This window comes from Corynebacterium sp. 239_CJEI, assembly GCF_001055995.1.
In the GTDB taxonomy this organism is placed as follows: Bacteria; Actinomycetota; Actinomycetes; order Mycobacteriales; family Mycobacteriaceae; genus Corynebacterium; species Corynebacterium jeikeium_D.
In genome coordinates this window covers 87,227-108,933 of record NZ_JVOW01000031.1, presented here as the reverse complement: position 1 = coordinate 108,933, position 21,707 = coordinate 87,227, and the positions used below count along the sequence as shown (strand labels likewise).

Annotated in this window: 14 protein-coding genes; 9 read left to right on the top strand and 5 right to left on the bottom strand. The window is 60.0% G+C overall.

Features of this window, described 5'->3' with window-relative positions; translation table 11 throughout:
* The first annotated feature begins 39 nt into the window (after nucleotides 1-39).
* The 4 genes from ADB08_RS08960 (at nucleotide 40) to ADB08_RS08945 (ending at nucleotide 3,169) form a co-directional block, all read left to right on the top strand.
* Entirely contained in the window at nucleotides 40-933 is an 894-nt protein-coding gene (locus tag ADB08_RS08960) for a cation diffusion facilitator family transporter (protein ID WP_049172548.1), read from the top strand.
* A 109-nt stretch (nucleotides 934-1,042) separates the two neighbouring features.
* Nucleotides 1,043-1,990 (top strand): alpha/beta fold hydrolase, encoded by a 948-nt coding sequence (locus ADB08_RS08955; protein ID WP_049172547.1) that lies wholly within the window; start codon nucleotides 1,043-1,045, stop codon nucleotides 1,988-1,990.
* A 12-nt stretch (nucleotides 1,991-2,002) separates the two neighbouring features.
* Entirely contained in the window at nucleotides 2,003-2,503 is a 501-nt protein-coding gene (locus tag ADB08_RS08950) for a methylated-DNA--[protein]-cysteine S-methyltransferase (protein ID WP_049172545.1), read from the top strand.
* Nucleotides 2,504-2,506: 3 nt separating this feature from the next.
* On the top strand, nucleotides 2,507-3,169 hold the full coding sequence (locus ADB08_RS08945; RefSeq protein ID WP_049172542.1) for a nitroreductase family protein: 663 nt from the start codon (nucleotides 2,507-2,509) through the stop codon (nucleotides 3,167-3,169).
* An 11-nt stretch (nucleotides 3,170-3,180) separates the two neighbouring features.
* On the opposite strand, the gene ADB08_RS08940 is transcribed toward ADB08_RS08945, so the two are convergent.
* Nucleotides 3,181-5,241: an FAD-dependent oxidoreductase gene (locus tag ADB08_RS08940; protein WP_049172540.1), complete on the bottom strand. Its 2,061-nt coding sequence runs from the start codon at nucleotides 5,239-5,241 to the stop codon at nucleotides 3,181-3,183.
* Nucleotides 5,242-5,424: 183 nt separating this feature from the next.
* On the opposite strand from ADB08_RS08940, the gene ADB08_RS08935 reads away from it, so the two are divergent.
* Nucleotides 5,425-6,186 (top strand): SDR family oxidoreductase, encoded by a 762-nt coding sequence (locus tag ADB08_RS08935; RefSeq protein WP_049172538.1) that lies wholly within the window; start codon nucleotides 5,425-5,427, stop codon nucleotides 6,184-6,186.
* 24 nt (nucleotides 6,187-6,210) lie between these two features.
* Nucleotides 6,211-6,942, top strand: a complete 732-nt coding sequence (locus tag ADB08_RS08930) for an SDR family oxidoreductase (protein WP_016421787.1) — start codon at nucleotides 6,211-6,213, stop codon at nucleotides 6,940-6,942.
* 82 nt (nucleotides 6,943-7,024) lie between these two features.
* Here the strand turns inward: ADB08_RS08930 and ADB08_RS08925 are convergent, their stop codons facing one another.
* Nucleotides 7,025-8,722: an AMP-binding protein gene (locus tag ADB08_RS08925; RefSeq protein ID WP_016421788.1), complete on the bottom strand. Its 1,698-nt coding sequence runs from the start codon at nucleotides 8,720-8,722 to the stop codon at nucleotides 7,025-7,027.
* Nucleotides 8,723-9,261: 539 nt separating this feature from the next.
* Complete coding sequence (locus ADB08_RS08920; protein ID WP_049172614.1) at nucleotides 9,262-10,107, bottom strand: HNH endonuclease family protein; 846 nt, start codon at nucleotides 10,105-10,107, stop codon at nucleotides 9,262-9,264.
* Nucleotides 10,108-10,433: 326 nt separating this feature from the next.
* On the opposite strand from ADB08_RS08920, the gene gltB reads away from it, so the two are divergent.
* Nucleotides 10,434-15,056, top strand: a complete 4,623-nt coding sequence (gene gltB, locus ADB08_RS08915; protein WP_049172612.1) for a glutamate synthase large subunit — start codon at nucleotides 10,434-10,436, stop codon at nucleotides 15,054-15,056.
* Nucleotides 15,049-16,590: a glutamate synthase subunit beta gene (locus ADB08_RS08910; protein ID WP_049172536.1), complete on the top strand. Its 1,542-nt coding sequence runs from the start codon at nucleotides 15,049-15,051 to the stop codon at nucleotides 16,588-16,590. The genes gltB and ADB08_RS08910 overlap by 8 nt, the downstream gene beginning before the upstream one ends.
* An 8-nt stretch (nucleotides 16,591-16,598) precedes the next feature.
* Here ADB08_RS08910 and ADB08_RS08905 read toward each other — a convergent pair whose 3' ends face one another.
* Nucleotides 16,599-19,166 carry a multicopper oxidase domain-containing protein gene (locus ADB08_RS08905; protein ID WP_065421668.1) on the bottom strand — a complete coding sequence of 856 codons (2,568 nt, stop codon included), beginning with the start codon at nucleotides 19,164-19,166 and terminating at the stop codon, nucleotides 16,599-16,601.
* 132 nt (nucleotides 19,167-19,298) lie between these two features.
* Nucleotides 19,299-19,451 (bottom strand): hypothetical protein, encoded by a 153-nt coding sequence (locus ADB08_RS11605; protein WP_161798520.1) that lies wholly within the window; start codon nucleotides 19,449-19,451, stop codon nucleotides 19,299-19,301.
* Between the two features lie 366 nt (nucleotides 19,452-19,817).
* Here ADB08_RS11605 and ADB08_RS08900 point away from each other — a divergent pair, with 366 nt between their 5' ends.
* The gene (locus ADB08_RS08900; RefSeq protein ID WP_049172533.1) at nucleotides 19,818-21,704 is read left to right on the top strand and encodes a polysaccharide biosynthesis protein; all 1,887 of its coding nucleotides are present in this window, start codon (nucleotides 19,818-19,820) and stop codon (nucleotides 21,702-21,704) included.
* The last annotated feature ends 3 nt before the right edge of the window (nucleotides 21,705-21,707 follow it).

Here is a 21,707-nt window from a genome sequence, read left to right as displayed (position 1 = left end):
CTGGTAGTAACTCCGGACAGGCGGGTAAAGTGCCCGCATATGCAGGACTTATCTCGTTTTGGTTGGCTTTCAGTGGGGGCGGCGGTCGTCACCATCGCGCTGAAGTTTTGGGGCTACACTCTGACCGGATCGGTGGGCCTGCTTTCCGACGCGACGGAGTCGATTGTCAATCTGGTTGCGGCAGTTTTCGCAATTATTGTGCTCAAGGTTATCGCGCGGCCCGCGGACCGCGACCATGAGTTCGGCCATTCCAAGGCAGAGTACTTCTCGGCCGGGCTGGAAGGTGCCATGATCTTCGTGGCGGCGGCGGCCATTATTTATGTCTCCATCGAGCGGTTGGTGAACCCGCAGCCGATTGAGCAGATTGGCCTGGGCCTCGTCGTGACCGTAATTGCCTCGGTGATCAATGGTGCGGTGGCGCTGATTCTGCTTAAGGCCGGGCGCCAACACAACTCCCTGGCTCTGACCGCCGACGGCAAGCATCTTATGACCGACGTGTGGACCTCCGCCGGCGTTCTGGCGGGTGTGGCGCTGGTGTGGGCTACCGGCCTGTGGTGGCTTGACCCGATTATCGCGCTGGCCGTGGCCGTAAACATCCTGGTCACCGGCTACAAGCTGCTGCGCGATTCCGGTAACGGCCTGATGGACAAGGCCATGGAGGGCGACGACCGCGTGGCGGTGGATGAGATTTTGGCCTCGCACCGTGACCGGAGTCGTGGCATTGACGTCCACGAAATCCGCACTCGCGAGTCGGGGCATCAGAAGTTCATTGAGTTCCATGTGCTGGTGCCGGGCGCGTGGAGCGTGGAGCGCGGTCACGATGTGCTTACCGCGATGGAAGATGAGCTGCGGGAGCGTTTTCCCGGTGTGCATATCTCCTCGCATCTGGAGCCAATTGAGGACGAACGCGCCTATGGGGATGTGCAGTTGTAGCGCGAGTGAGGCAAATTCCACGAAAGCGCTGAAAGTGATGAGCCTTACACTTTAAGATTGTGTATACAAAATCATGCACTGTTTAAGTCCACTCGAAGGAACTGCATAAATGACCTCCGAAGCCTCAACCACTTCCACTGGGGATAGCCGTTTTTCCGCGAAGAGCCCGAAGTTGCCGGAGCCGTGCCCTCGGCAGGACATCATTATTCCGGCAAATGACCGCGTCCTGCTGCGCGGAACCATGTTCCGCCCGAAGGAGAACCCAGAGAACATTCCCAACGGCATCATCACCGTTCACTCCGGTACCGGTGTGCCGCAGGGTTTCTACCACCGTTTCGCTGAGACCGTGGCAGAAAAGGGCTACGGCGTTATCACCTATGACTACCGCGGAATTGACCAGTCCGCTCTGAAGACTGACCAGAACAATGAAGACATCCGGATGTCGGACTGGATCACCAAGGATATTCCGGGTGTGATCGAGTGGGCCAAGGAGACCTACCCGGACGTGCCGCACTTCGCTGTCGGCCACGCGGTTGGCGGTCACGGCATCGTCTACGCCGGCTCCGAGGGCACCTATGACGCAGCGGCGTTGGTCAACTGCCGCGGTATGCGTATTTCCAAGGTGCCGTCCGTGGCGGGAAAGGTCCGCGCATTCTTCATCTTCAATATTCTCGGCCCGATCAGCGGTTTCATCACTGGCCACATTCCGGCGTCGGCGTGGCGTCTAGCTGTTGAGCCGCCGAACGGTGTCATGCGTCAGTGGGCTCGTTGGGCTCGCAAGGAAGGCTACTTCTTCGACGACTCCGAGTTCGACTTCGCTAACCGCTTCTCCAAGGCTCCGCAGCCGTTCCTGTCCATCCGCGTTCCGGATGATTACTGGACTGAGGAGTCCTCGGCAGACCTGATCACCAATGTGATGAGCTCTGCTGAAAAGATTGAAAAGCGCCAGGCTCAGCCGGCTGGCGGCAAGGGCGTGGGCTACGGTGGTTACTTCCGCTCCGGTCACGAGAAGGAGTGGGACGAGCTGTTGGCCTGGTTCCAGGCCAACAAGGGCTAAGTAGGAGGTTTTATGGCGATTTCCCAGGTAGAAACGCCTTTCGGCGTGCTTGGAATCGCCACCTCCGCTCGCGGGGTCGTCGAAGTCAATCTCTTAGGCCCCGTGCTTGACGACGACCCCAGCGCCGCCGACCCCGAAGCGCAAGCGGTGGCGGAACAGGCAGCGCAGCAGTTCCGCGAGTACTTTGCCGGGCAGCGCCGCGAGTTTGCGCTGCCGCTGGACTGCGACATATTCACCCAGGATTCTTTCCGCGCCCGTGCGCTGACCGCACTGCGCGACGTGCCGTATGGCCAGGTTGTGACCTACGGTGAGCTCGCTGAAATGGCCGGATCACCCCGTGCCGCCAGAGCTGCTGGCTCGGCCTGTGCCACCAATCCGCTGGGCATTCTGATTCCCTGTCACCGCGTGGTGCCCGCCAGTGGGGGAGCGGGGTCTTTCGGATCCTATGCCGGCGGCCGCGAAATGAAGCGCTGGCTGCTCGAACTCGAAGGTTGGCAAACAGTTATTCTTTAATGCATGACTTCGCATTCTCCGCGCGACCAGTTCGCCACCGAATTTGAGAACATCATCCGCAACCGCCGTGCCACGCGCGTCTACGCTGACGAACCGCTTGACGACGCTGACGTGCGCCGCCTCCTGGAGCTATCTCTGGAAGCTCCCAGCGCCTTTAACATTCAGTCTCGGGCTATCGTGCGCATCGAGGACCCTGAGGTGCGCCAGCAGGTAGTGGAAGCTGCCGGTGGTCAGAAGCAGGTTGCCAATGCGCCGCTGCTGCTCGCCTTCATTGGTGAGCCGACCGGCTGGAAGCGCGGTATTCCACGCCTGGTTGAGGCCAACAAGGCGACTGGCCTGTGGGACGAAGTTGCCGCTGCCGAGCGGGAAGCCTCGATGACCTCCTTCCATAAGGTCCGCGAGGAAAAGGGTCTCTCCCGCGAGTTCGCAATCCGCGACGCCATGATTGCCGCTTCTTTCGCTATGGTCACTGCCAGCGCCTTTGGTTGGGCTAGCTCCCCGATGACGGGCTTTAGTGAGCAGAAGGTCAAGGAAGCTATCGGTGCCGGTGACACCGATGTGGCGGTAGCGCTGTTGCTGGCCATCGGTGTCCCGGGTGAGTTCCCGGCTCACCCGGGCCGTTTCGAGTTCGAGCAGCGCGCCTACACCGACCGCTACGAGGCGTAGCAGCCCTAGCCCTACAGCGCGAGCGCTACCTCAACGGCCTGGCGGATGGCACGCTTTGCGTCCAGCTCAGTGGCCACGTCCGCGCCGCCGATGATGGTGACATTGGAGTTATCGCCGGTGACGCTCTCGCGATCCTTGCCGCCCAGGCAGTCCAGATTGGATATCTGACCAGTACAGACAATCACGTTGTCAACCGCGATGACCTGTTGCTTTTCATCGATGGTGATGTGCAGGCCCTCGTCATCGATACGGTTGTAGGTGACGCCGGTGTACTGCTTGACACCGGCCTTCTTGATCTCCGCACGGTGAACCCAACCAGTGGTCTTGCCCAGGCCCTTACCGATGCGGGAGGTCTTGCGCTGCAGCAGGTGCACCTCGCGCTCGACCTCAAACTCCTCAGCCGCGCCAGAGACCGTGCCCGGCTTGGTCAGACCCGCGCGGAACTCCGCAGGGTCACCGACGCCCCAGGCGTCCTTCCAGGCCTCGATGGTCTGGTTCGGCTTGCGCGTGAGGTACTCACACACGTCCACACCGATACCACCAGCACCGATGACGGCCACCTTGTTACCGGCCTGCTTCGCACCCGAGAGCAGTTCGTCGTAACGAATGACCTTCTCGTGGTCGATACCGTCAATGCCCGGGATACGCGGGGTAACACCCGTGGCCACAATCACGTGGTCGAACTTGGCCTTGAGCTCGTCGACGTCGGCACGCGTGTTTAGGTGAACCGGAACTTCGAGTACCTCCAGACGGCGGGAGAAGTACTTCAGCGTCTCGCCGTAGTCCTCCTTGCCCGGAATCTTTGCGGCGAGGTTGAACTGGCCACCAATCTGGTCGGCGGCCTCGAAAATCTCTGGGTGGTGACCGCGCTGAGCTGCGGCTTCCGCGAAAGCGAGTCCAGCCACACCAGCGCCGATGACGGCGATGCGCTTGGCCTTGTCCTTCGCAACCGGCACGGATACCAACTCGGTTTCGTAAGCAGCCTTCGGGTTGACCAAACAGGTGGAGCGCTTGGCCGCGAAGGTGTGGTCCAAGCAGGCCTGGTTACAGGCGATACAGGTGTTGATCTGGTCAGCTCGACCATCGCCCGCCTTGATGGCGAAGTCCGGGTCAGCCAGCAGTGGGCGGGCCATGGAAATCAGGTCCGCATCGCCGTCAGCGAGGATCTTCTCCGCAACCTCGGGGCGGTTGATTCGGTTGGAGGCTGCCACCGGGACGTCGACAAGCGAACGGAGACGACCCGTCAGATCCGTGAATGCGGCGCGCGGCACGGACGTGACGATGGTGGGGACGCGTGCTTCGTGCCAGCCGATACCGGTGTTGAAGACATCGACGCCAGCCTCGACCAGACGCTGCGCGAGTTCAGTGGTCTCGGACCAGGTCTGGCCGTCTTCCACCAGGTCAAGCAGCGAAATGCGGTACTGCAGTAGGAAGTCCTCGCCCACCTCGGCGCGAATGCGGCGGACAATTTCGATGGGCAGGCGCATGCGAGCCTCGGCGCTGCCACCCCAGTTGTCCGAGCGGTGGTTGGTGCGCTCGGCCAGGAACTGGTTGAGCAGGTAACCCTCGGAACCCATAACCTCGATGCCGTCGTAACCGGCGCGCTTTGCGAGCTTCGCGGCGCGGACATAAGCGCCGATAGTGCGTGAGACATCAAAGCCGGTGAGGCGGTGAGCCTTAAACGGGCTAATCGGCGACTGACCGGTATTGGCGGAGCGAGCCAGCGGGCTGTAGCTGTAACGACCGGCGTGCAGTACCTGCAGCACGATGTGGCTGCCGTGGGAGTGCACGAGGTCAGTAACGCGGCGGTGATTGTCCGCCATGCGCTTCGACGCCATCATCGAACCGGCCGGAGTCAGCCAACCTTCGATGTTGGGAGCATAACCGCCGGTGACGATGAGTCCCACGCCACCTTCGGCGCGTCGACCCAGGTAGGCAGCCAGCTTGGGGATATCACGGGTGCGATCTTCCAGGCCGGAGTGCATTGAGCCCATGATGATGCGATTGCGCAGAGTTAGAGGACCGACGTCGAGAGGGGAGAGAAGATGTGGGAAGTGAGGCTGGTCAGACATGCAACCAGTATCGCGGTTTTAGCAGCTGCGTATGAGGTGAATCGGGAAAATTCCTGCACAGTTTTATATACGTTTCACGTGGAACATCAGGTGTAAAGCACGCGCAGTCTTCGGCGCAGGAGGGTGTCGTATGACTACAGTCGGGAATATCAGTAGACGCATGTAGCAAGGAGTTAAGCCCCCATGACCTCTGAAACTTCAACTAATGGCAAGAAAGTAGCTGTAGTTACCGGTGCTTCTTCCGGTATTGGTGCAGCCACTGCCAAGCAGTTCGCAGCTGAAGGTTTCCGCGTCGTGCTGGGAGCCCGCCGCGAGGACAAGCTTGAGGCTGTCGCGGAGGAGATTCGCGCTGCCGGTGGTGAAGCGACGGTCTACAAGGTTGACGTGACCTCTGACGCCGATGTGGCGGCGCTGGCTAAGACCGAACCGCGCGTCGACGTGCTGGTTAACAACGCCGGTGGCGCCTGGGGCATGGAATCGGTTGAAGGCGCTGTCGAGGAAAAGTGGCGCTGGATGTACGAGGTCAACGTGCTGGGCACCCTGCGCGTCACCCGCGCGCTGCTGCCCGCATTGAAGTCCACCAGCGGCATTGTGCTCACCGTCGGCTCAATTGCCGGCCGTCAGGTCTACACCGGCGGCGCCGGTTACAACGCAGCCAAGCACGCTGAGCGCGCGCTGGTGGAAGTCCTGCGTCAAGAGGTTGCTGCCGATGGCGTGCGCGTCACCGAAATCGATCCGGGGCGCGTCCACACCGACTTCTCACTCGTGCGTTTCGACGGCGACGAGACCAAGGCCGCAGCGGTCTACGATGGCGTTGAGTCGCTGACCGCCGATGATGTTGCCGACATCATTGTGTTCGCGGCCACCCGTCCGAAGCGCGTCAACATTGACTTCCTGCAGGTGACCCCCATCGACCAGGTGGGCGGCGCGAAGCCGAAGAAGTAAACCGACTACATAGAGGAGCCGTACATGAGCATCGATATTGCCGCTGACACCAAGATTGCCCTGGTCACGGGTGCAAGCCGTGGTATTGGCCTGGCGGTCGCCAAGGATCTCTCCCGTGACCACCATGTCATTGTGGGCGCTACCAGTGCTGAGTCTGCCGAGAAGGTGGCGTCGCAGTTGCCGTCGGCAAGCGTATTCGTTGCTGATCTGGGTGATACCGACGCCGTAAACGCGGAAGTGGCAAAGCTGTTGGAGGCGCTCGGTGGGCGCGGGCTGGATGTGCTCGTGCACTCGGCGGGCGTGTACGTCGATGGGGACGTGGCGGAGGTTTCGCGTGCGGACTGGTCGCGAATTATGGACATCAACGTCGTCGCCGTCGCCGACCTGACACGCCAGCTGCTGCCAGCGCTGCGCAAGGCGGAGGGCACGCTGGTAACCATCAACTCGGGCTCGGGATTCCGCGCTTCAGCTGGTACTTCACCGTATGCAGCGTCGAAGTTCGCGCTGCGGGCCTTCACCGATGCGCTGCGCGAGGAAGAGCGTGGCGCGGTTCGAGTCAGCTCCGTGCACCCCGGGCGCGTCGATACCGATATGCAGGTTCAGCTGCAGTCGAATTGGCACCGCGATGATGCTGATTGGCGTTACGACGGCACGAAGTTCATGCGGCCTGAATCGATCGCAGCCGCAGTACGTCTGGCCGTTGATACCGGAGCGGATGCCAACGTGGATGAAATCCAGGTGCGCCCGCGCGGATAGCCGCGCAAAAGGTAGCTGAGACAAGCAAAAAGTGTGCCCACCAGGCGGATAGCCGGTGGGCACACTTTCGTGTGCAGGCTTCTTACTGAGCGTCCAGATTCAGGCGCTCGTGCATCGCCTTGACCTCGCGCGGGACAACCTTGCCGATGGCGTTGCGCGGCAGGGAGTCGACGAAGAAGACGCGGTCCGGAGTGGAGTGCTCGGCCAGAGTTTCGCGGACGTACTCGCGCAGCATGTCCTCGGTGAGGTTCTTGCCGGCCTCATTGTCCTCGCGGACAACGTAGAGGAACAGGTCAGCGAAAATCTCGTCGTTTTCGTTGCTGCCGTGGCAGAAGACATCGGCGATGCCCGGCACCGGGCCCAGAATTTCTTCGACCTCGCGTGGGAAGACGTTCTCGCCGCCCTTGATCACCATGTCGTCGGAGCGACCACAGATGTACAGGTAGCCGTCCTGGTCGATACGGCCGAGGTCACCAATCTGGAACAGGCCATCGACGGTGGTGAACTTGTCCTTCTTGTTCAGGTAACCGATGAAGGAGAGCTCCTGAGCGGTGTGGATCATGCCAACCTCACCCGGCTCGACTTCCTTGCCGTCGTCACCCAGGATGCGAACCTTGGCGCCAATTGCCGGGCGACCTGCGGAGTCCGGGCGGGCTGCGAGGTCCGCGCCGGATGCGATGGAGCACAGGCCGGCCTCGGTGGAGCCGTAGAAGTTACAGATAACCGGACCGAAGCGGTGAGTCAGCGCGGAGACGAGCCAGCCCGGGATGGCGTTACCAGAGGAGACAATGAAGCGGAACGGGCCAATCTTGCGGTTCGGCTCCTCATCCAGAACATCCTTGATCTGGCGCAGGAAGAAGGCCGCGGAAATCATGCCGTTACAGCCGTACTGTTCACACTGGTCAACAGCCTTCTTCGGGTCGAAGACACGCATGGTGACAATGGTGGAGCCGGTAGCCATGCCAATCAGCACATTTGCCCAGCCCCAGGCGTGGAACATGGATGCGGACTGGTGAATGACCATGTTGCGGCGCCACGGAATACGATCGGCGATTGCACCCACGGTTGCCGGTGTCTTGGGCTCATTGCGCAGGACACCCTTCGGGATGCCGGTGGTGCCGGAGGACATGATGATGATGCGTCCCTGCTCCGGCTTCGGATCTAGCTTGGCGTTCGATGTACGACCTTCTTCAATGAGGTCTTCCATGAACACGAAGTTCTTGCCCGCGTTCTTGCGGGTCTCCGGCTTGGTCACGGAGGTAATAACGACGGTGACATCGTCGAGGTCTTCTGGCAGGTTGCCCAGGAACTCGTCATCGACGAACAGGAACTTGGCCTTATTCTGGTCAACGACACCGCGAATCTGAGTCGGGCCGGAGCCGATGTTCATCAGCATAATTTCGGAGCCGATGAATCCCTTGATGGCCATCGGCAGGATGATGCCGCGGCCGTTGCGTGCGATAACGCCGAAGCTGGACTTCTGGGTCATGCCACGGTCCATCAAGGCGCGAGCCAGGGCGTGAGAGTTGTCAAGCAGCTGAGAATAGGTGAGTTCACCGTCATCGTCGACAAGGGCGAGGCGATCCGGGTAGCGCAGCGCACTCATGGAAATCAGGCTGGCGACGGAGAACTTCAGGCGACGCAGGTAATCGAGAATCTTCGGCGCCGTCTTCGGAGTCATGTACAGGGCACCAGTACGCAGGAGTGGTGGAATCGACTGGGCAAAAGCCTTGATTTGGAGCCCAAGTGGTACTTCCGGAGCCTTCATTTCAGCTGCCATGGGTGAGAATCCTCCAAGATGATGGACAAGCGATTAATAGCGCCAAGCGACTCTTTAGTCACACTGACACCATCAGTCACGGTAGTGCGATTTTGTAACAACCAGACTTTAACAAACCTGTGCCGCGTCAAAAAGTAGTTTCCACGAAGAAAAGTAAAAAATACGCAGTCGGCGTGCGCAATGCTTTACGACGGGTACCTTTTCGCGTACGGGCTCGAGGATACAGTGTTATCAAACAGTTATAAACCGACAGGAAGCAGTGAATATAACGAAATGATAACACTACGGTAACGAATTCAATTCTGATATTGACGTATATAACTCTATGAACCCAGGGGTTTTCGGTTGGTTTGTTTGACGGGGCGGGCAGTAGCTGAATGGCGGTCGCCCCCAGAAATTAGGGGGCTAGGAATCTTCAGAAAAATAGAAATGTTCGCGACTAGGAGGGGCGGAGGTTGCGAACACGTAGCTAAATAGGTGACATATTCGCCGGCTTGAGCCTCGGTGTGTGGCATCGGTGAGCGCCGGAGGAAGTTGCCCTAATTCAGGGTTAGGGCGGCAAGTGCGGGCTCATCCTCTGGTGTGCAGGTAGAGAGCCAACGGTCGATGGCATCGTACTCCGCCTGTGTGAGCCACAGGTGGTATTTCTGTTTTACTGCCACCTGGCGAGCGACATACTGGCAGCGAAATGGCTTATTGGCGGGTACCCAGGATGCGGCATCGCTATCCCGCTTCTGTTGATTGGCGGGGCCATCGACGGCCAAGAGGTTGAGGGGGTCATTGGCAAAGTCCTGCCGAACCTCGGGCGGGAGTTGCTGTGCCCCCTTTTGCCAGGCGTCGCTTAAGGCTACGACATGGTCGATTTGAACGGCAGAAGAGGTATCGCGGCCACGCTGGAACTCAATCATCGTGCCGGTATAGGGATCCAGTAATTGCCCTGAAAGCACGACGCAATCGTGGCTATTTGGTTTGTACTCCTTATTAATAAGGTCACGATTCAAAATATCGTTTCGCGTGTCACATCCGTTGTGCCCAAACTCGGCAGAGACGTCGTCGCTCCAACGTTGCCCGAACTCATCGCGCGCATAGCCGGTTTTCGGTGCGCGCCCTTTTACCTCCAGCTGGTTGAGGGCGCTACGGATGCCGTCGATAGGCGATGTGCCGGGCGCTGGGGTGTCCGGGGCGGCGGGGGTGTGGGGCGCTTCGGGAATCTCGGGCGCGGGTTCCTCTGGCTCGGGCGTAAATGCGGGTGCCGGTGCCGGGCTGTATGACTGGCTCTCTGGGGTGGGGGCTGTGGGGGCCGTGCAGCCGCTGAGGATTGTCGCTGCGCCGATAAGGAGGGCGAGGCCCTGCAGTGGCGAGCGGAAACGACGGTTGGCGAGCATGGAGCTAACCATAGCGGTGGGGGCGGATTGGGTATGGAGGGAGGTTTGCTAAAGAATCGAACAATTGTGCGTAGTTAGCGGGGGTGGTAGCTCGATTAGGGGGTTATGGCGTTAAAGCGGGTAGTAAAAGCCCGGTTTTAGTCGAACGGGAAGGGTGTTCTAGCTCCTTCGGGGGTGGGTAAATATAGCTAGTTCCCTAAATACGTATTGCAATACGCCTAGATGAAAGTGCATTGTTAAAACAGTTGGAAATATAGATAACCCGTGTCCCCCAATTGGCACATTGCACCTACAAGGGGAAAACAGCCATGACAGCTAAGACAGCCATGACTCTGACCGAAGCAGCGACCACATTGCCTCGTGGTCCTCAGAGGGAAGGTCTCTACCACCCGTCGAACGAACATGATGCGTGTGGCGTGGCCTTTGTTGCCGACATTTACGGTCGCCAGACCCATGACATTGTGGAAAAGGGCATTCAGGCACTGGTCAACCTCGACCACCGCGGTGCCGCCGGCGCTGAGAAGACCACCGGCGACGGTGCCGGCATTCTCATTCAGGTTCCGGATGCCTACTACCGTGCTGAGCTGAGCAAGGAAGGCGTTATTTTGCCGCCGGCTGGCACCTATGCCACCGGTATTGCATTCCTGCCGCAGTCGCGCATGGCCACCCTCGATGCCATCCGGGCTATTGAAGATATCTGCGCCGAAGAGGGCATCGAGATCTTGGCATGGCGTGATGTGCCGATTAACGCTGACGGGCTTGGCCAGATGGCTCGCCAGGCTATGCCGGTGCTGCGTCAGCTCTTCGTTACCGCGAAGAACTACGAGGGGCGCCAGCTCAGCGATATCGATCTCGACCGCAAGATGTTCTTCCTGCGTAAGCGCTGCGAGCGAGAGCTGGGTGAACAGGGTGCCGGTGAGGGCTCTGGTGGCGACACCGTGTATTTCCCGTCGCTGTCCAGCCGCACGATCGTCTACAAGGGCATGCTGACTACTCCGCAGCTGAAGGATTTCTACCTTGACCTGCAGCAGAAGGAAGTCACTTCCGCGCTCGCCATCGTGCACTCGCGCTTTTCCACGAACACTTTCCCGTCCTGGCCGCTGGCACACCCGTACCGCTACGTCGCTCACAATGGCGAAATCAACACCGTGCGCGGCAACGAAAATTGGATGCGCGCCCGCGAGTCGCTGATTCGCTCTGGCAAGCTGGGCAACATCGACCGCGCGCTGCCGGTGTGCGACCCCAACGGTTCTGACACTGCGCGTTTCGACGAGGCCCTGGAGTTACTGCATCTCGGTGGTCGTAGTCTCCCGCATGCGGTCATGATGATGGTTCCGCAGGCCTGGGAGCACGATGACAACCTCAGCCCGCAGGTTCGCGCGTTCTACGAGTACCACGCCTGCCTGATGGAGCCGTGGGACGGCCCCGCTGCCATCTGCTTTACCGACGGCCAGGTCATCGGTGCCACCCTGGATCGCAATGGTCTGCGCCCGGGGCGCATCTGGGTGACCGACGAGGGCCTGGTGGTGATGGCCTCCGAAGCTGGTGTCCTGGATATCCCGCCGGAGCAGATTGTGCAGCGCACGCGCGTGCAGCCGGGGCGCATGTTCCTGGTGGACATGAAGGCCGGTCGCATTATTGAGGACAAGGAGATTAAGTCCACGCTGGCCGCCACCGGTCCATACGAGGAATGGATCAAAGAGGGCCTGGTCGACATCACCGACCTGCCACGAGAGCGCTACCAGTACATGCCGCATGCCCGCGCGGTGTTACGACAGCGCGTCTTCGGCATCACCGAAGAAGACGTTGACCTCATCATCCGCCCGATGGCACTCACCGGCGCGGAGGGCCTGGGTTCGATGGGCTCAGACACGCCGATTGCGGCACTGTCCAACCGCCCTCGCATGCTGTTCGACTTCTTCTCGCAGCGGTTCGCGCAGGTGACCAACCCGCCGTTGGACTCGCTGCGCGAAAAGTCCATCACCAGCATGAATACGTTGCTGGGGGCAGAGACCAACATCCTGGAGCCCACCGCCGATGCCGCCCGTCGCATCCGGCTTGAGCATCCAATCCTGGACAACCACGACTTTGTCACCCTGTGCCAGGCGGGCAAGAACGAGGAGTATTCCGAGTTCCGTGCCGAGGTCATCTCCGGTCTGTACCCGGTCGCCCGCGGTGGCCGCGGCCTGCGCAACGCTATCCGTCGTGTCCGCCGTGAGGTCTCTGAGGCCATCGACCGTGGTGCCCGACTGATTGTGCTGTCTGACCGTGAGTCCAACGAGCGCTTTGCCCCTATCCCGTCGCTGCTGCTGACCTCCGCGGTTCACCACCACCTGGTGGAGGAGCGCACTCGCACGCGCGCCAGCCTCATCATTGAGGCTGGCGACGCCCGCGAGGTGCACCACATGGCCATGCTGCTGGGCTTTGGTGCCGATGCCATTAACCCATACATGACTTTCGAAACCATCGATGAGCTGCGCATGAAGGACCAGCTCGGAGCTCTGACGTTGGATCAGGCCTGCTCGAACTACTGCAAGGCTGCCTCCAAGGGCGTGCTGAAGGTCATGTCCAAGATGGGTATCGCCTCACTGCAGTCCTACCGTGGCGCTCAGCTGGCCGACACCGTCGGTCTGTCGCAGGAGTTCCTGGACGAGTACTTCACCGGCGCTGTTTCTCCGCTGGAAGGTATTGGTCTCGACGAGGTCGCAGAAGATGTTGCCGCCCGTCACCGCAGCGCATTCCTGCCGCGTCCGGAAGAGCAGGCACACCGTGAGCTGGATCTCGGCGGCGAGTACAAGTGGCGTCGCGAAGGCGAGTACCACCTATTCAACCCAGAGACAATCTACACGCTGCAGCATGCGACCCGCACTGGTCAGTACGCGGTCTTCCGCGACTACACCAACAAGGTTGATGAGCAGACCAAGCAGCTGGCAACTCTGCGCGGCATGCTCGAGTTCGCCTCGGACCGCGAGCCAATCGACATTGATGAGGTCGAACCGGTCTCGAGCATCGTCAAGCGTTTCTCCACCGGCGCAATGAGCTATGGCTCCATCTCTGCGGAGGCACATGAGACGCTGGCCATCGCTATGAATCGCCTGGGCGCCATGTCCAACTCCGGCGAGGGTGGCGAGGACCCAGACCGTTTCGAAATGGAGGCCAACGGCGACTGGAAACGCTCTGCCATCAAGCAGGTCGCATCGGGCCGCTTCGGTGTGACCAGCCACTACCTGTCCAACTGCACCGACATCCAGATCAAGATGGCCCAGGGTGCAAAGCCCGGCGAGGGTGGCCAGTTGCCACCGAACAAGGTCTACCCGTGGATCGCGGAAGTCCGCATCACCACCCCGGGCGTGGGGCTAATCTCGCCGCCACCGCACCACGACATCTACTCAATCGAGGATCTGGCACAGCTCATCTACGACCTCAAGAACGCCAATCCGCGCGCCCGCATTCACGTCAAGCTCGTCTCCGAGCAGGGCGTGGGTACCGTCGCCGCTGGTGTCTCGAAGGCGCATGCCGACGTCGTGCTGATCTCCGGCCACGATGGCGGCACTGGTGCCTCGCCACTGACCAGCCTCAAGCACGCCGGCGGTCCGTGGGAGCTGGGGCTCGCTGAAACCCAGCAGACCCTGATGCTCAACGGGCTGCGCGACCGCATCCGCGTGCAGTGCGATGGCCAGCTCAAGACCGGTCGTGATGTCGTGGTCGCGATGTTGCTGGGTGCTGAGGAGTTTGGTTTTGCTACCGCTCCGCTGGTGGTTGAGGGCTGCGTCATGATGCGCGTCTGCCACCTGGACACCTGTCCAGTTGGTATTGCCACCCAGAATCCGAAGTTGCGGAGCAAGTTCACCGGCCGTGCCGAGCACGTGGTCAACTTCTTCACCTTCATCGCCCAGCAGGTCCGTGAATACCTCGCTGAGCTGGGTTTCCGCACCATCGATGAAGCGGTCGGACATGCCGAGTGCCTGCGTCCGCGCAAGGATCTCGACAACCTTCCGCGCGTCGCAAAGCTTGACCTGGAGCGAATCCTGCACGTTGCCGAAAGCCCCTTCTTTGCGGACCAGGATTCCTACTGCACGAAGGCGCAGGACCACGGCCTTGAGGGCGCGTTGGATGAGCGCCTCATCGACGAAGCGCAGCCCGCGCTGCGTACGGCGCGCGCGAATGGGCTGGCGCCGACACCGGTATCGCTGCACCACGCCATCAGCAATGTGAACCGTTCCGTGGGCACGCGCCTGGGGTATGAAGTCACCAAAGTCGCAGGTAAGCAGGGGCTTGCCGACGACTCCATCGTCGTCAACCTGCTCGGTTCCGCCGGTAACTCGCTGGGTGCGTTCCTGCCGGCCGGTGTGACCATCAAGCTGGAGGGCGATGCCAACGACTTCGTCGGCAAGGGCCTGTGCGGTGGCAAGATTGTGGTTCGACCTTCACGTTCGGCCCCGCCGACCGCGGATGTGGCTACCGACACCATTGCCGGCAATGTCATTGGTTTTGGTGCCACCAGCGGTGAGATCTTCGTCCGCGGCACTGTCGGTGAGCGCTTCTGCGTGCGTAACTCCGGTGCTACGGCCGTGGTCGAGGGCATCGGTAACCACGGTTGCGAGTACATGACCGGTGGCCGCGTCGTAGTGGCGGGCCCGGTCGGTCACAACTTCGGCGCCGGTATGAGTGGCGGTATCGCTTACCTGCTGGATAACGAGGCGACGCGGGCGAACATCAACACCGAGCTGGTCGATATTGTGCCGCTCGATGATGAGGACATCAGCTGGTTGGAGGCCACGCTGTCGAAGCACCGCAAGCTCACGGGTTCTAAGACTCGGTTCCCGGCTGCACAGTTCATCAAAATCATGCCGCGTGATTACGCCCGAATTCTCGACGTAGTCGCGAAGGCAAAGGACAACGACGCTGACATCAACGAAGCAATCATGGAGGCAGTAACCAATGGCTGATCCGAAGGGGTTCATGAAATTCCAGCGCGAAGAGCCTGCTCATCGCCCGGTTCCGCTGCGTCTGATGGACTGGAAAGAGGTCTATGAGGAGGCTAGCAACGAGCAGGTGCAACAGCAGGCGACCCGCTGTATGGACTGTGGTGTGCCGTTTTGTCACTCGGCCTGCCCGCTGGGCAACATCATTCCGGAGTGGAATGACCTGGTTCGTCAGAACCGCTGGCACGAGGCTTTCGAGCGCTTGCACGCCACCAACAACTTCCCGGAGTGGACGGGCCGCCTGTGCCCGGCACCGTGTGAGGGCGGTTGTGTGCTCGGCATCAATGATGATGCCGTGACCATTAAGAACATCGAGCTGGCCATCGTTGAACGCGGCTTCGATGAGGGCTGGGTGCAGCCGATTGTGCCGACTTTCGACACCGGCCAACACATCGCTGTCATCGGCTCCGGGCCGGCGGGCCTTGCTGCAGCACAGCAGCTGACTCGCGCCGGGCATGATGTCACGGTCTTCGAGCGCGACGACAAGATTGGTGGTCTGATGCGCTACGGCGTGCCGGACTACAAGATGGAGCAGCGTTTCCTCGACCGTCGTCTCGAGCAGATGGAAATCGAGGGCACTGAGTTCCGCACCAACATCTCACCGACGGCTGCTGACCTGGCCGAATTCGATGCAGTGGTCCTAGCTACCGGCGCGTCACTGGCCCGCGACCTGCCTGTCGATGGCCGTGATTTGGAGGGTATTCACCAGGCTATGGAGTACCTGCCGGGTGCCAACCGCGTTGCCGCAGGCGAGCTCGACACCCCGCCGATTGATGCGAAGGGCAAGAAGGTCGTTGTCATTGGCGGCGGTGACACCGGCATTGACTGCTTCGGTACCGCGCTGCGCCAGGGAGCGGCGTCCGTCACGCAGTTCGATATTCGCCCCCGTGCACCGAAGTCCCGTGCGGCGTCGACTCCGTGGCCGATGTACCCGCTGGTCTGGCGCGTGGCGACTGCTCACGAAGAAGGTGAGTACACCATCACCGGTTCCGAACCGCCAGAGGTTACCGAGGCGCTCGGCCTTAACGCTCGCGTCACCGGCGAGACCCTGGGCAAGCGCGTCTTCAACGTCAACACCGTCTCCTTCCACGGCGAGGACGGTCACGTGACCGGCCTGTCCGCCAACGAGGTCGAGGTCATCGATGGCAAGCGCGTGCCCATGGAGGACACGGATTTCGAACTCGATGCCGACCTAGTTCTCATCGCGCTGGGCTTCTCCGGTCCGGAGCGCGGCGGTCTGCCCCATGAGCTGGGGATTCAGTTCAACGATCGCGGTGTGATGATGCGTGACGACGACTACCTCGCCGTGCGCAGCGACATCGAGCAGAACTTCGACGGTCCGGTGTTCGTGGCCGGTGACAATGGCCGCGGGGCCAGTTTGATTGTGTGGGCTATCGCCGAAGGCCGCGCCTGCGCCGAGGCTGTGGACCAGTACTTGATGGGCGAGTCCAATCTGCCGCGCGCTGTCGAGCCGGAGGATGCTCCAATTAAGTTGTAAGCCCTGGTTTAGTTCACCACTATGTTGCCGCGTGCCCCCATTTCGGCATGCACCATCTGGTGGTCGACAAAGCGGTACGTGCCTGGCTCCGGGAATTCGGCCTCAACATAACCACCCTGCGCGGCACCGAGGTCAAGGGCTTGGGCACCGCCCACGCCGTCGTCAAGCAAAAGCGCGCCCTCCTTGTACACGCGATGGAACTGCGTGCCGACGATATGGAAGCTCGTGCCCTTGTTGGGGCCGGCGGCAAGTACCCAGAAACGTACCGTCTCACCTGCGCGAATGCGAATTGGGTGGGTGAGATACTGGTCGGGGTAGCCGTTGAACTTGTAGATATCGGGGTCCTCGGCCATGGTCTTGTCGGCGTCGGGGCCGTCCTCGCCCCAGTAGCTTTCCGACTGCACCAGAAGAACCTCGTGGTCAACATCAGTGAGATTCGGTGGGTCGATGATGACGGCACCGTGCATACCGGCAGCGATGTGCATGGACATGGGCATGGTTGCGCAGTGGTACATCCAGATGCCCGCGCGGTCGGCACGGAAGCGGTACTCAAGCTGTTCACCAGGGGCAATGTCGCGCATAGGCTCATCCGGTGCAACGATGCCCGCGTGGAAGTCGATGGAGTGACTCATCGTGCCATCGTTAATGAGCGTGACGACGAACTCGTCGCCCACCTTGCCGCGCAGAGTTGGCCCCAGCGGTTTGCCGTTGAATACCCAATGCTGCTGCTCGACGCCAGGGGCAGCGTAGCCGGTGAACTCGCTGGCTCGCAGGGTGACGTGGTGGACTGTGGTGTCCTCGGCGGGCGTCAACATTGGATTGATGGTGGGGGAGTCCGGACCGGGCTGTTCGCCGACATTCCCGAGTGCGCCTGGCGTTGCGTGGTCGGAGTGGCCGCTGTTCCCGGTGCGGTGTGAATGATTCGAGCCACCTGCATTGACCGTGAGCGTCATGCCCATCTGGCGGTGACCAGCAATGGTGCACCAGCCGTCAATGTCACCGGGAACAACCGGCACTTCAATGGTGGCGGAGTTGCCAGGGGCGACACGTCCGGTGTCCTCGCCGGTGGCCAAGCGCAGATCGTGGACCTGGGAATCAGCGTTGACCATGGTGATGACCAGTCGGTCGCCGGGGTTCGCCTCTATAACGTTCGGGGTATAGGTCATATCGTTGGCAGTAACCGTCACCTCGACGGTTTCTCCGGTGGGCGCAACATCGCTGGTGGTTTCAATGCTTCCCGTACCGCCACCGCCACCGCTCAGCGCAACGCCGACGGTTACTACCAGGCCCAATACAGCCAGAGCAGCGGTAGTTTGAGCACCGAGTCGACGTGCAGTTGCGTGCAGTTCGACCGGGTTCCGCGTTGCTTCCTTGTTGGCCCGTGCCTTCTGACTCTCTCTTAACGCACCAATCTGAGCCTTCGCGGCACGGCCGACAAGTGGCAGATAAGACACCAAGGCAAGGGAGACCATTGCGGAGACCGCCACTTTGGTCCAGGAAGGCAGCGGCATCAGCCACAGTGCCAGACCAATATTGATGGTCGACCAGCGGAATGCGCCCGCACGGTCAAGTTCCTTCATACCTGCTGAGACTGGACCAGCACCTCCGCCGATGGTTGCGGGCAGGAGTTGGCTCATCATGCCGATAAGCAACTGAGCGCCGAAACCGATTACCAGCGGCAGCGTGAGGGTTGAGATTACGAAGCCGTCGTCAAGCGCCTTGACTGTGGCGACTGCGAGTGTGCCGATTAGCCATACGATGGCGGCCGCGACAGACAGCGCCGGGTAGCTGAGACGGTCGCGCGGGTCTTTAGCGACAGTCATGACGTTGTGTGCCCACGGGATGGCGGCTATGACCCAGCCGATAGTGATAATGCCAAGGCCGACCGAGGCGATCCAGTTGAAGCTGGTCAGTGCACCGATCGCGGTAACTGCGATACCTATGAGCTGTACTGCTAGTGCCAGCTTCGGGCGGGAATGCGGCGACATCTGGGTTCGCCACAGCGCTGGGAACATGGTGATGAGCGTGCCGCAGGCCGCGAGCCCGAGGAAGCCAATGAGGTTGACGGCTTCGTGTGCCAATAGGAGGTCGTCGTGAAGCGCTTTGCCCTTCGGAGATGCGAGGATGGCGCCGAGTGCAGCGCCGATGGGCAGTAGGCATGCCGACGCGACGTAGTGCGCAACGGAGATGGCGAATGGCCGATCGCGCTTCGCTACCAGGTCGCGTCCGAGGGAAATCGCATGCCATGCGACGGCGACGCCGATGACCGCCGCGCCGACGGTGGTCACTGGCCACCAGTCACCGAGCTTGCCGACGACCGTTGCGACAATACCTACGTTGAGCAGGTAAATATTTGCCAACTGAATCTTCCGATTGCCAACGGGCACGTCGATTTTCAGTAGCTTTTCGGTGAAGTGGCGGCCCCAGATGAGGATGGAGTTGGTGACGGCGCCGAGGGTAAAGAGATGCACCAACAGCCAACGGCCATCGGTGACGAAAGGGTGAATGAGTGCTGCCACAATGATGGAGGCGAACCACCAGCGCACTGGCATACCGGCCTTGCGATGCCAGGACATGCGGCGCTTCTTGCCAGGCTTAGTAGGCGGTTTGGTTGTGGGGGATTGGGGTTCTGGTGTGGCGTGCGACGACATATATCAATAATACGCATACTGGGTGCGCATTTAATATGGGCGCATGTAAGAGTGCTTTTATTTGGTCGGGTCTTCGCCGTTTTTGTGGGCCTGCCAGAACTGTGTGGTCTTCTGTGTCTGACCCATCCGGTTTTGAATCAGCATCAGGGCAGCAAGGAAGGGCTTCCGGGTGATGAAAGCGCGTGCCCGACGCATTGATGATGTGCTCACGGGGAAGTGTAACCCTTTTGTCAAAAACGATTGTTTGAGTATTCACGCAAATACTTCCTCGAATAAACATCTCAATAAAGAGGTGATTGTGCATTAATTGCAATCGTCAGGAAGTGGTTACGTTAGAAGCTAGTTTGTACAGCTAGTTAGATGAATGTAAACAGATTGAAGCTTCAGTAAACAGTTGGTGAAACGTTGTTTTACCAGGGAGAATGATGAGTGGTAAAGGTGGCTTTTTGGCTACCCGAACGATGGGGTAGCCCTTTGTAGTAGGGGGCTGTAAATGTAGTTCATATCGCATAGTATGCCAAGCCTGTGGAACGCATTGTGCGTAAGAAAATTTAACCAGCAGTAAAAGGCATAAGAATGTTTATCCGAGACTGGAAGCAGCTCGCCTGGTGCGTATTTGACGTACTCGCCTGGCTGATTGCGCTGTCCGCCGCTAACGGAATCGTCCGCGGTGAATTGGTATCTTTCTCTGAAATATCAGGCACTAATTTTTTGGTTGTCGCTGTCGCCGTGGCCGTCATCGTCCTGCTCGGCCTGCTGCTCGGGGAGTACACCAACCCACAACGCGTATGGCCCGGCAGTCGAACTGAAGATATTGTTCTGCTGAGCATCAGCATGGGCGGTGCTACCGCAGCCACTGGCTTGGCTCAAATCCTGAAGACCTTCCCGGAAATTGCGTGGTACGTTCCGTTCGCCGGTGGCTGTGTCGCAACTTTGGCAAGTATCTATACCCGCACTCTCGCTCGCTGGATTACCAACAACTTTGGCTCCCGTCAGACGGATGATCGCTTGATTGTTCTCGGTGCAGGCCGTCGCGCCAAGTTCTTTATTAACAGTCTTACGGATTCCGGTATCTCCCGTGAGAACCGCTTCCACCTGGTTGGAATCGTCGATCCCAAAGAAAGCAGCGAGAGCCATATTTCTCGTATCCATGGTCTCCGCGTGATTCGTGGAATTGATCAGCTGGGTGAGCTCGCATCGCGCACTTCGGCGCAGTCGGTCATCATTGCTACTGATGAGCCACTGTCCACTGAGTGCATCAACGTCCTCAACCACATTTGTGAGGAATCGTCCCTGCGCCTGCTCATTCTGCCGCCGGTGGAAGAGTACTCGCGCCACCGTGGTGCTGTCGCTACCTCGCAGGTGCGCGAAATTAACATCGCCGACCTCATTGGCCGTCAGCCTCTGCACCTGGATGAATCCAAGGTCGCTTCCATAATCCGCGGTAAGAAGGTGCTGGTCACCGGCGCTGGAGGTTCTATCGGTTCCGAAATCTGCCGACAGGTTCACCGCTTTGAGCCGGCAGAACTGATCATGCTGGATCGCGATGAGGGCGGCTTGCATGCCACGCAGCTGTCGCTGACGGGTTCGGCGCTTCTCGACGGCTCCGATACCGTCCTGGCTGATATCCGTGACGCGGAAATGCTGACGCAGATCTTCACCGAGCGCAAGCCCGATGTTGTCTACCATGCTGCAGCTCTCAAGCACCTGCCGCTGCTGGAGAGCTATCCCGCAGAAGCAGTGCAAACCAATGTCATCGGAACTCAGAACGTCCTGGATGCAGCGGCTGCGGCCAACGTTTCAACCGTTATTAATATTTCCACGGACAAGGCTGCGAACCCGGCCTCGATTCTGGGTGAATCCAAGCGCGCTGCGGAACGTCTGACTGCGCACATGGGGAAAACTCACGAAGGTGTCTGGGCATCTGTCCGCTTCGGTAACGTGTTTGGCTCGCGCGGCTCGGTCATTACGACTTTCCAGCGTCAGATTGAAGAGGGCGGCCCGGTGACGGTGACGCATCCTGACGTTCAGCGCTACTTCATGACCATTCCGGAGGCATCGCAGCTGGTGCTGCAGGCTACCGTTATTGCAGAATCCGGTGAGACTCTGGTGCTGGAGATGGGTAAGCCGGTCAAGATTGCTGAGCTGGCGGAGAACCTGATCAGGCTCCATGACGCAGACGTAGAGATTGTCTACACGGGTCTTCGTGACGGTGAGAAGATCTCCGAGGATTTGGTTGATGACCGCGAGGTTCCCAAGATCGGTGATCGTCATCCGCTAATCACTGAGGTACGTGTTGAGCCGGAACGGCTGAATTCGCGGATTCTCCCGTGCACACATAATCACGATGCTGCACGTCGTTGGCTTGCAGAGCACGGTGGGGCGCAAAGCAGTATTGAGGCGCATCCCACCGGTGCACAATCACTTGCAACCGTTAGTGCGAAAGCAAAAAAGTTAGGATGACTC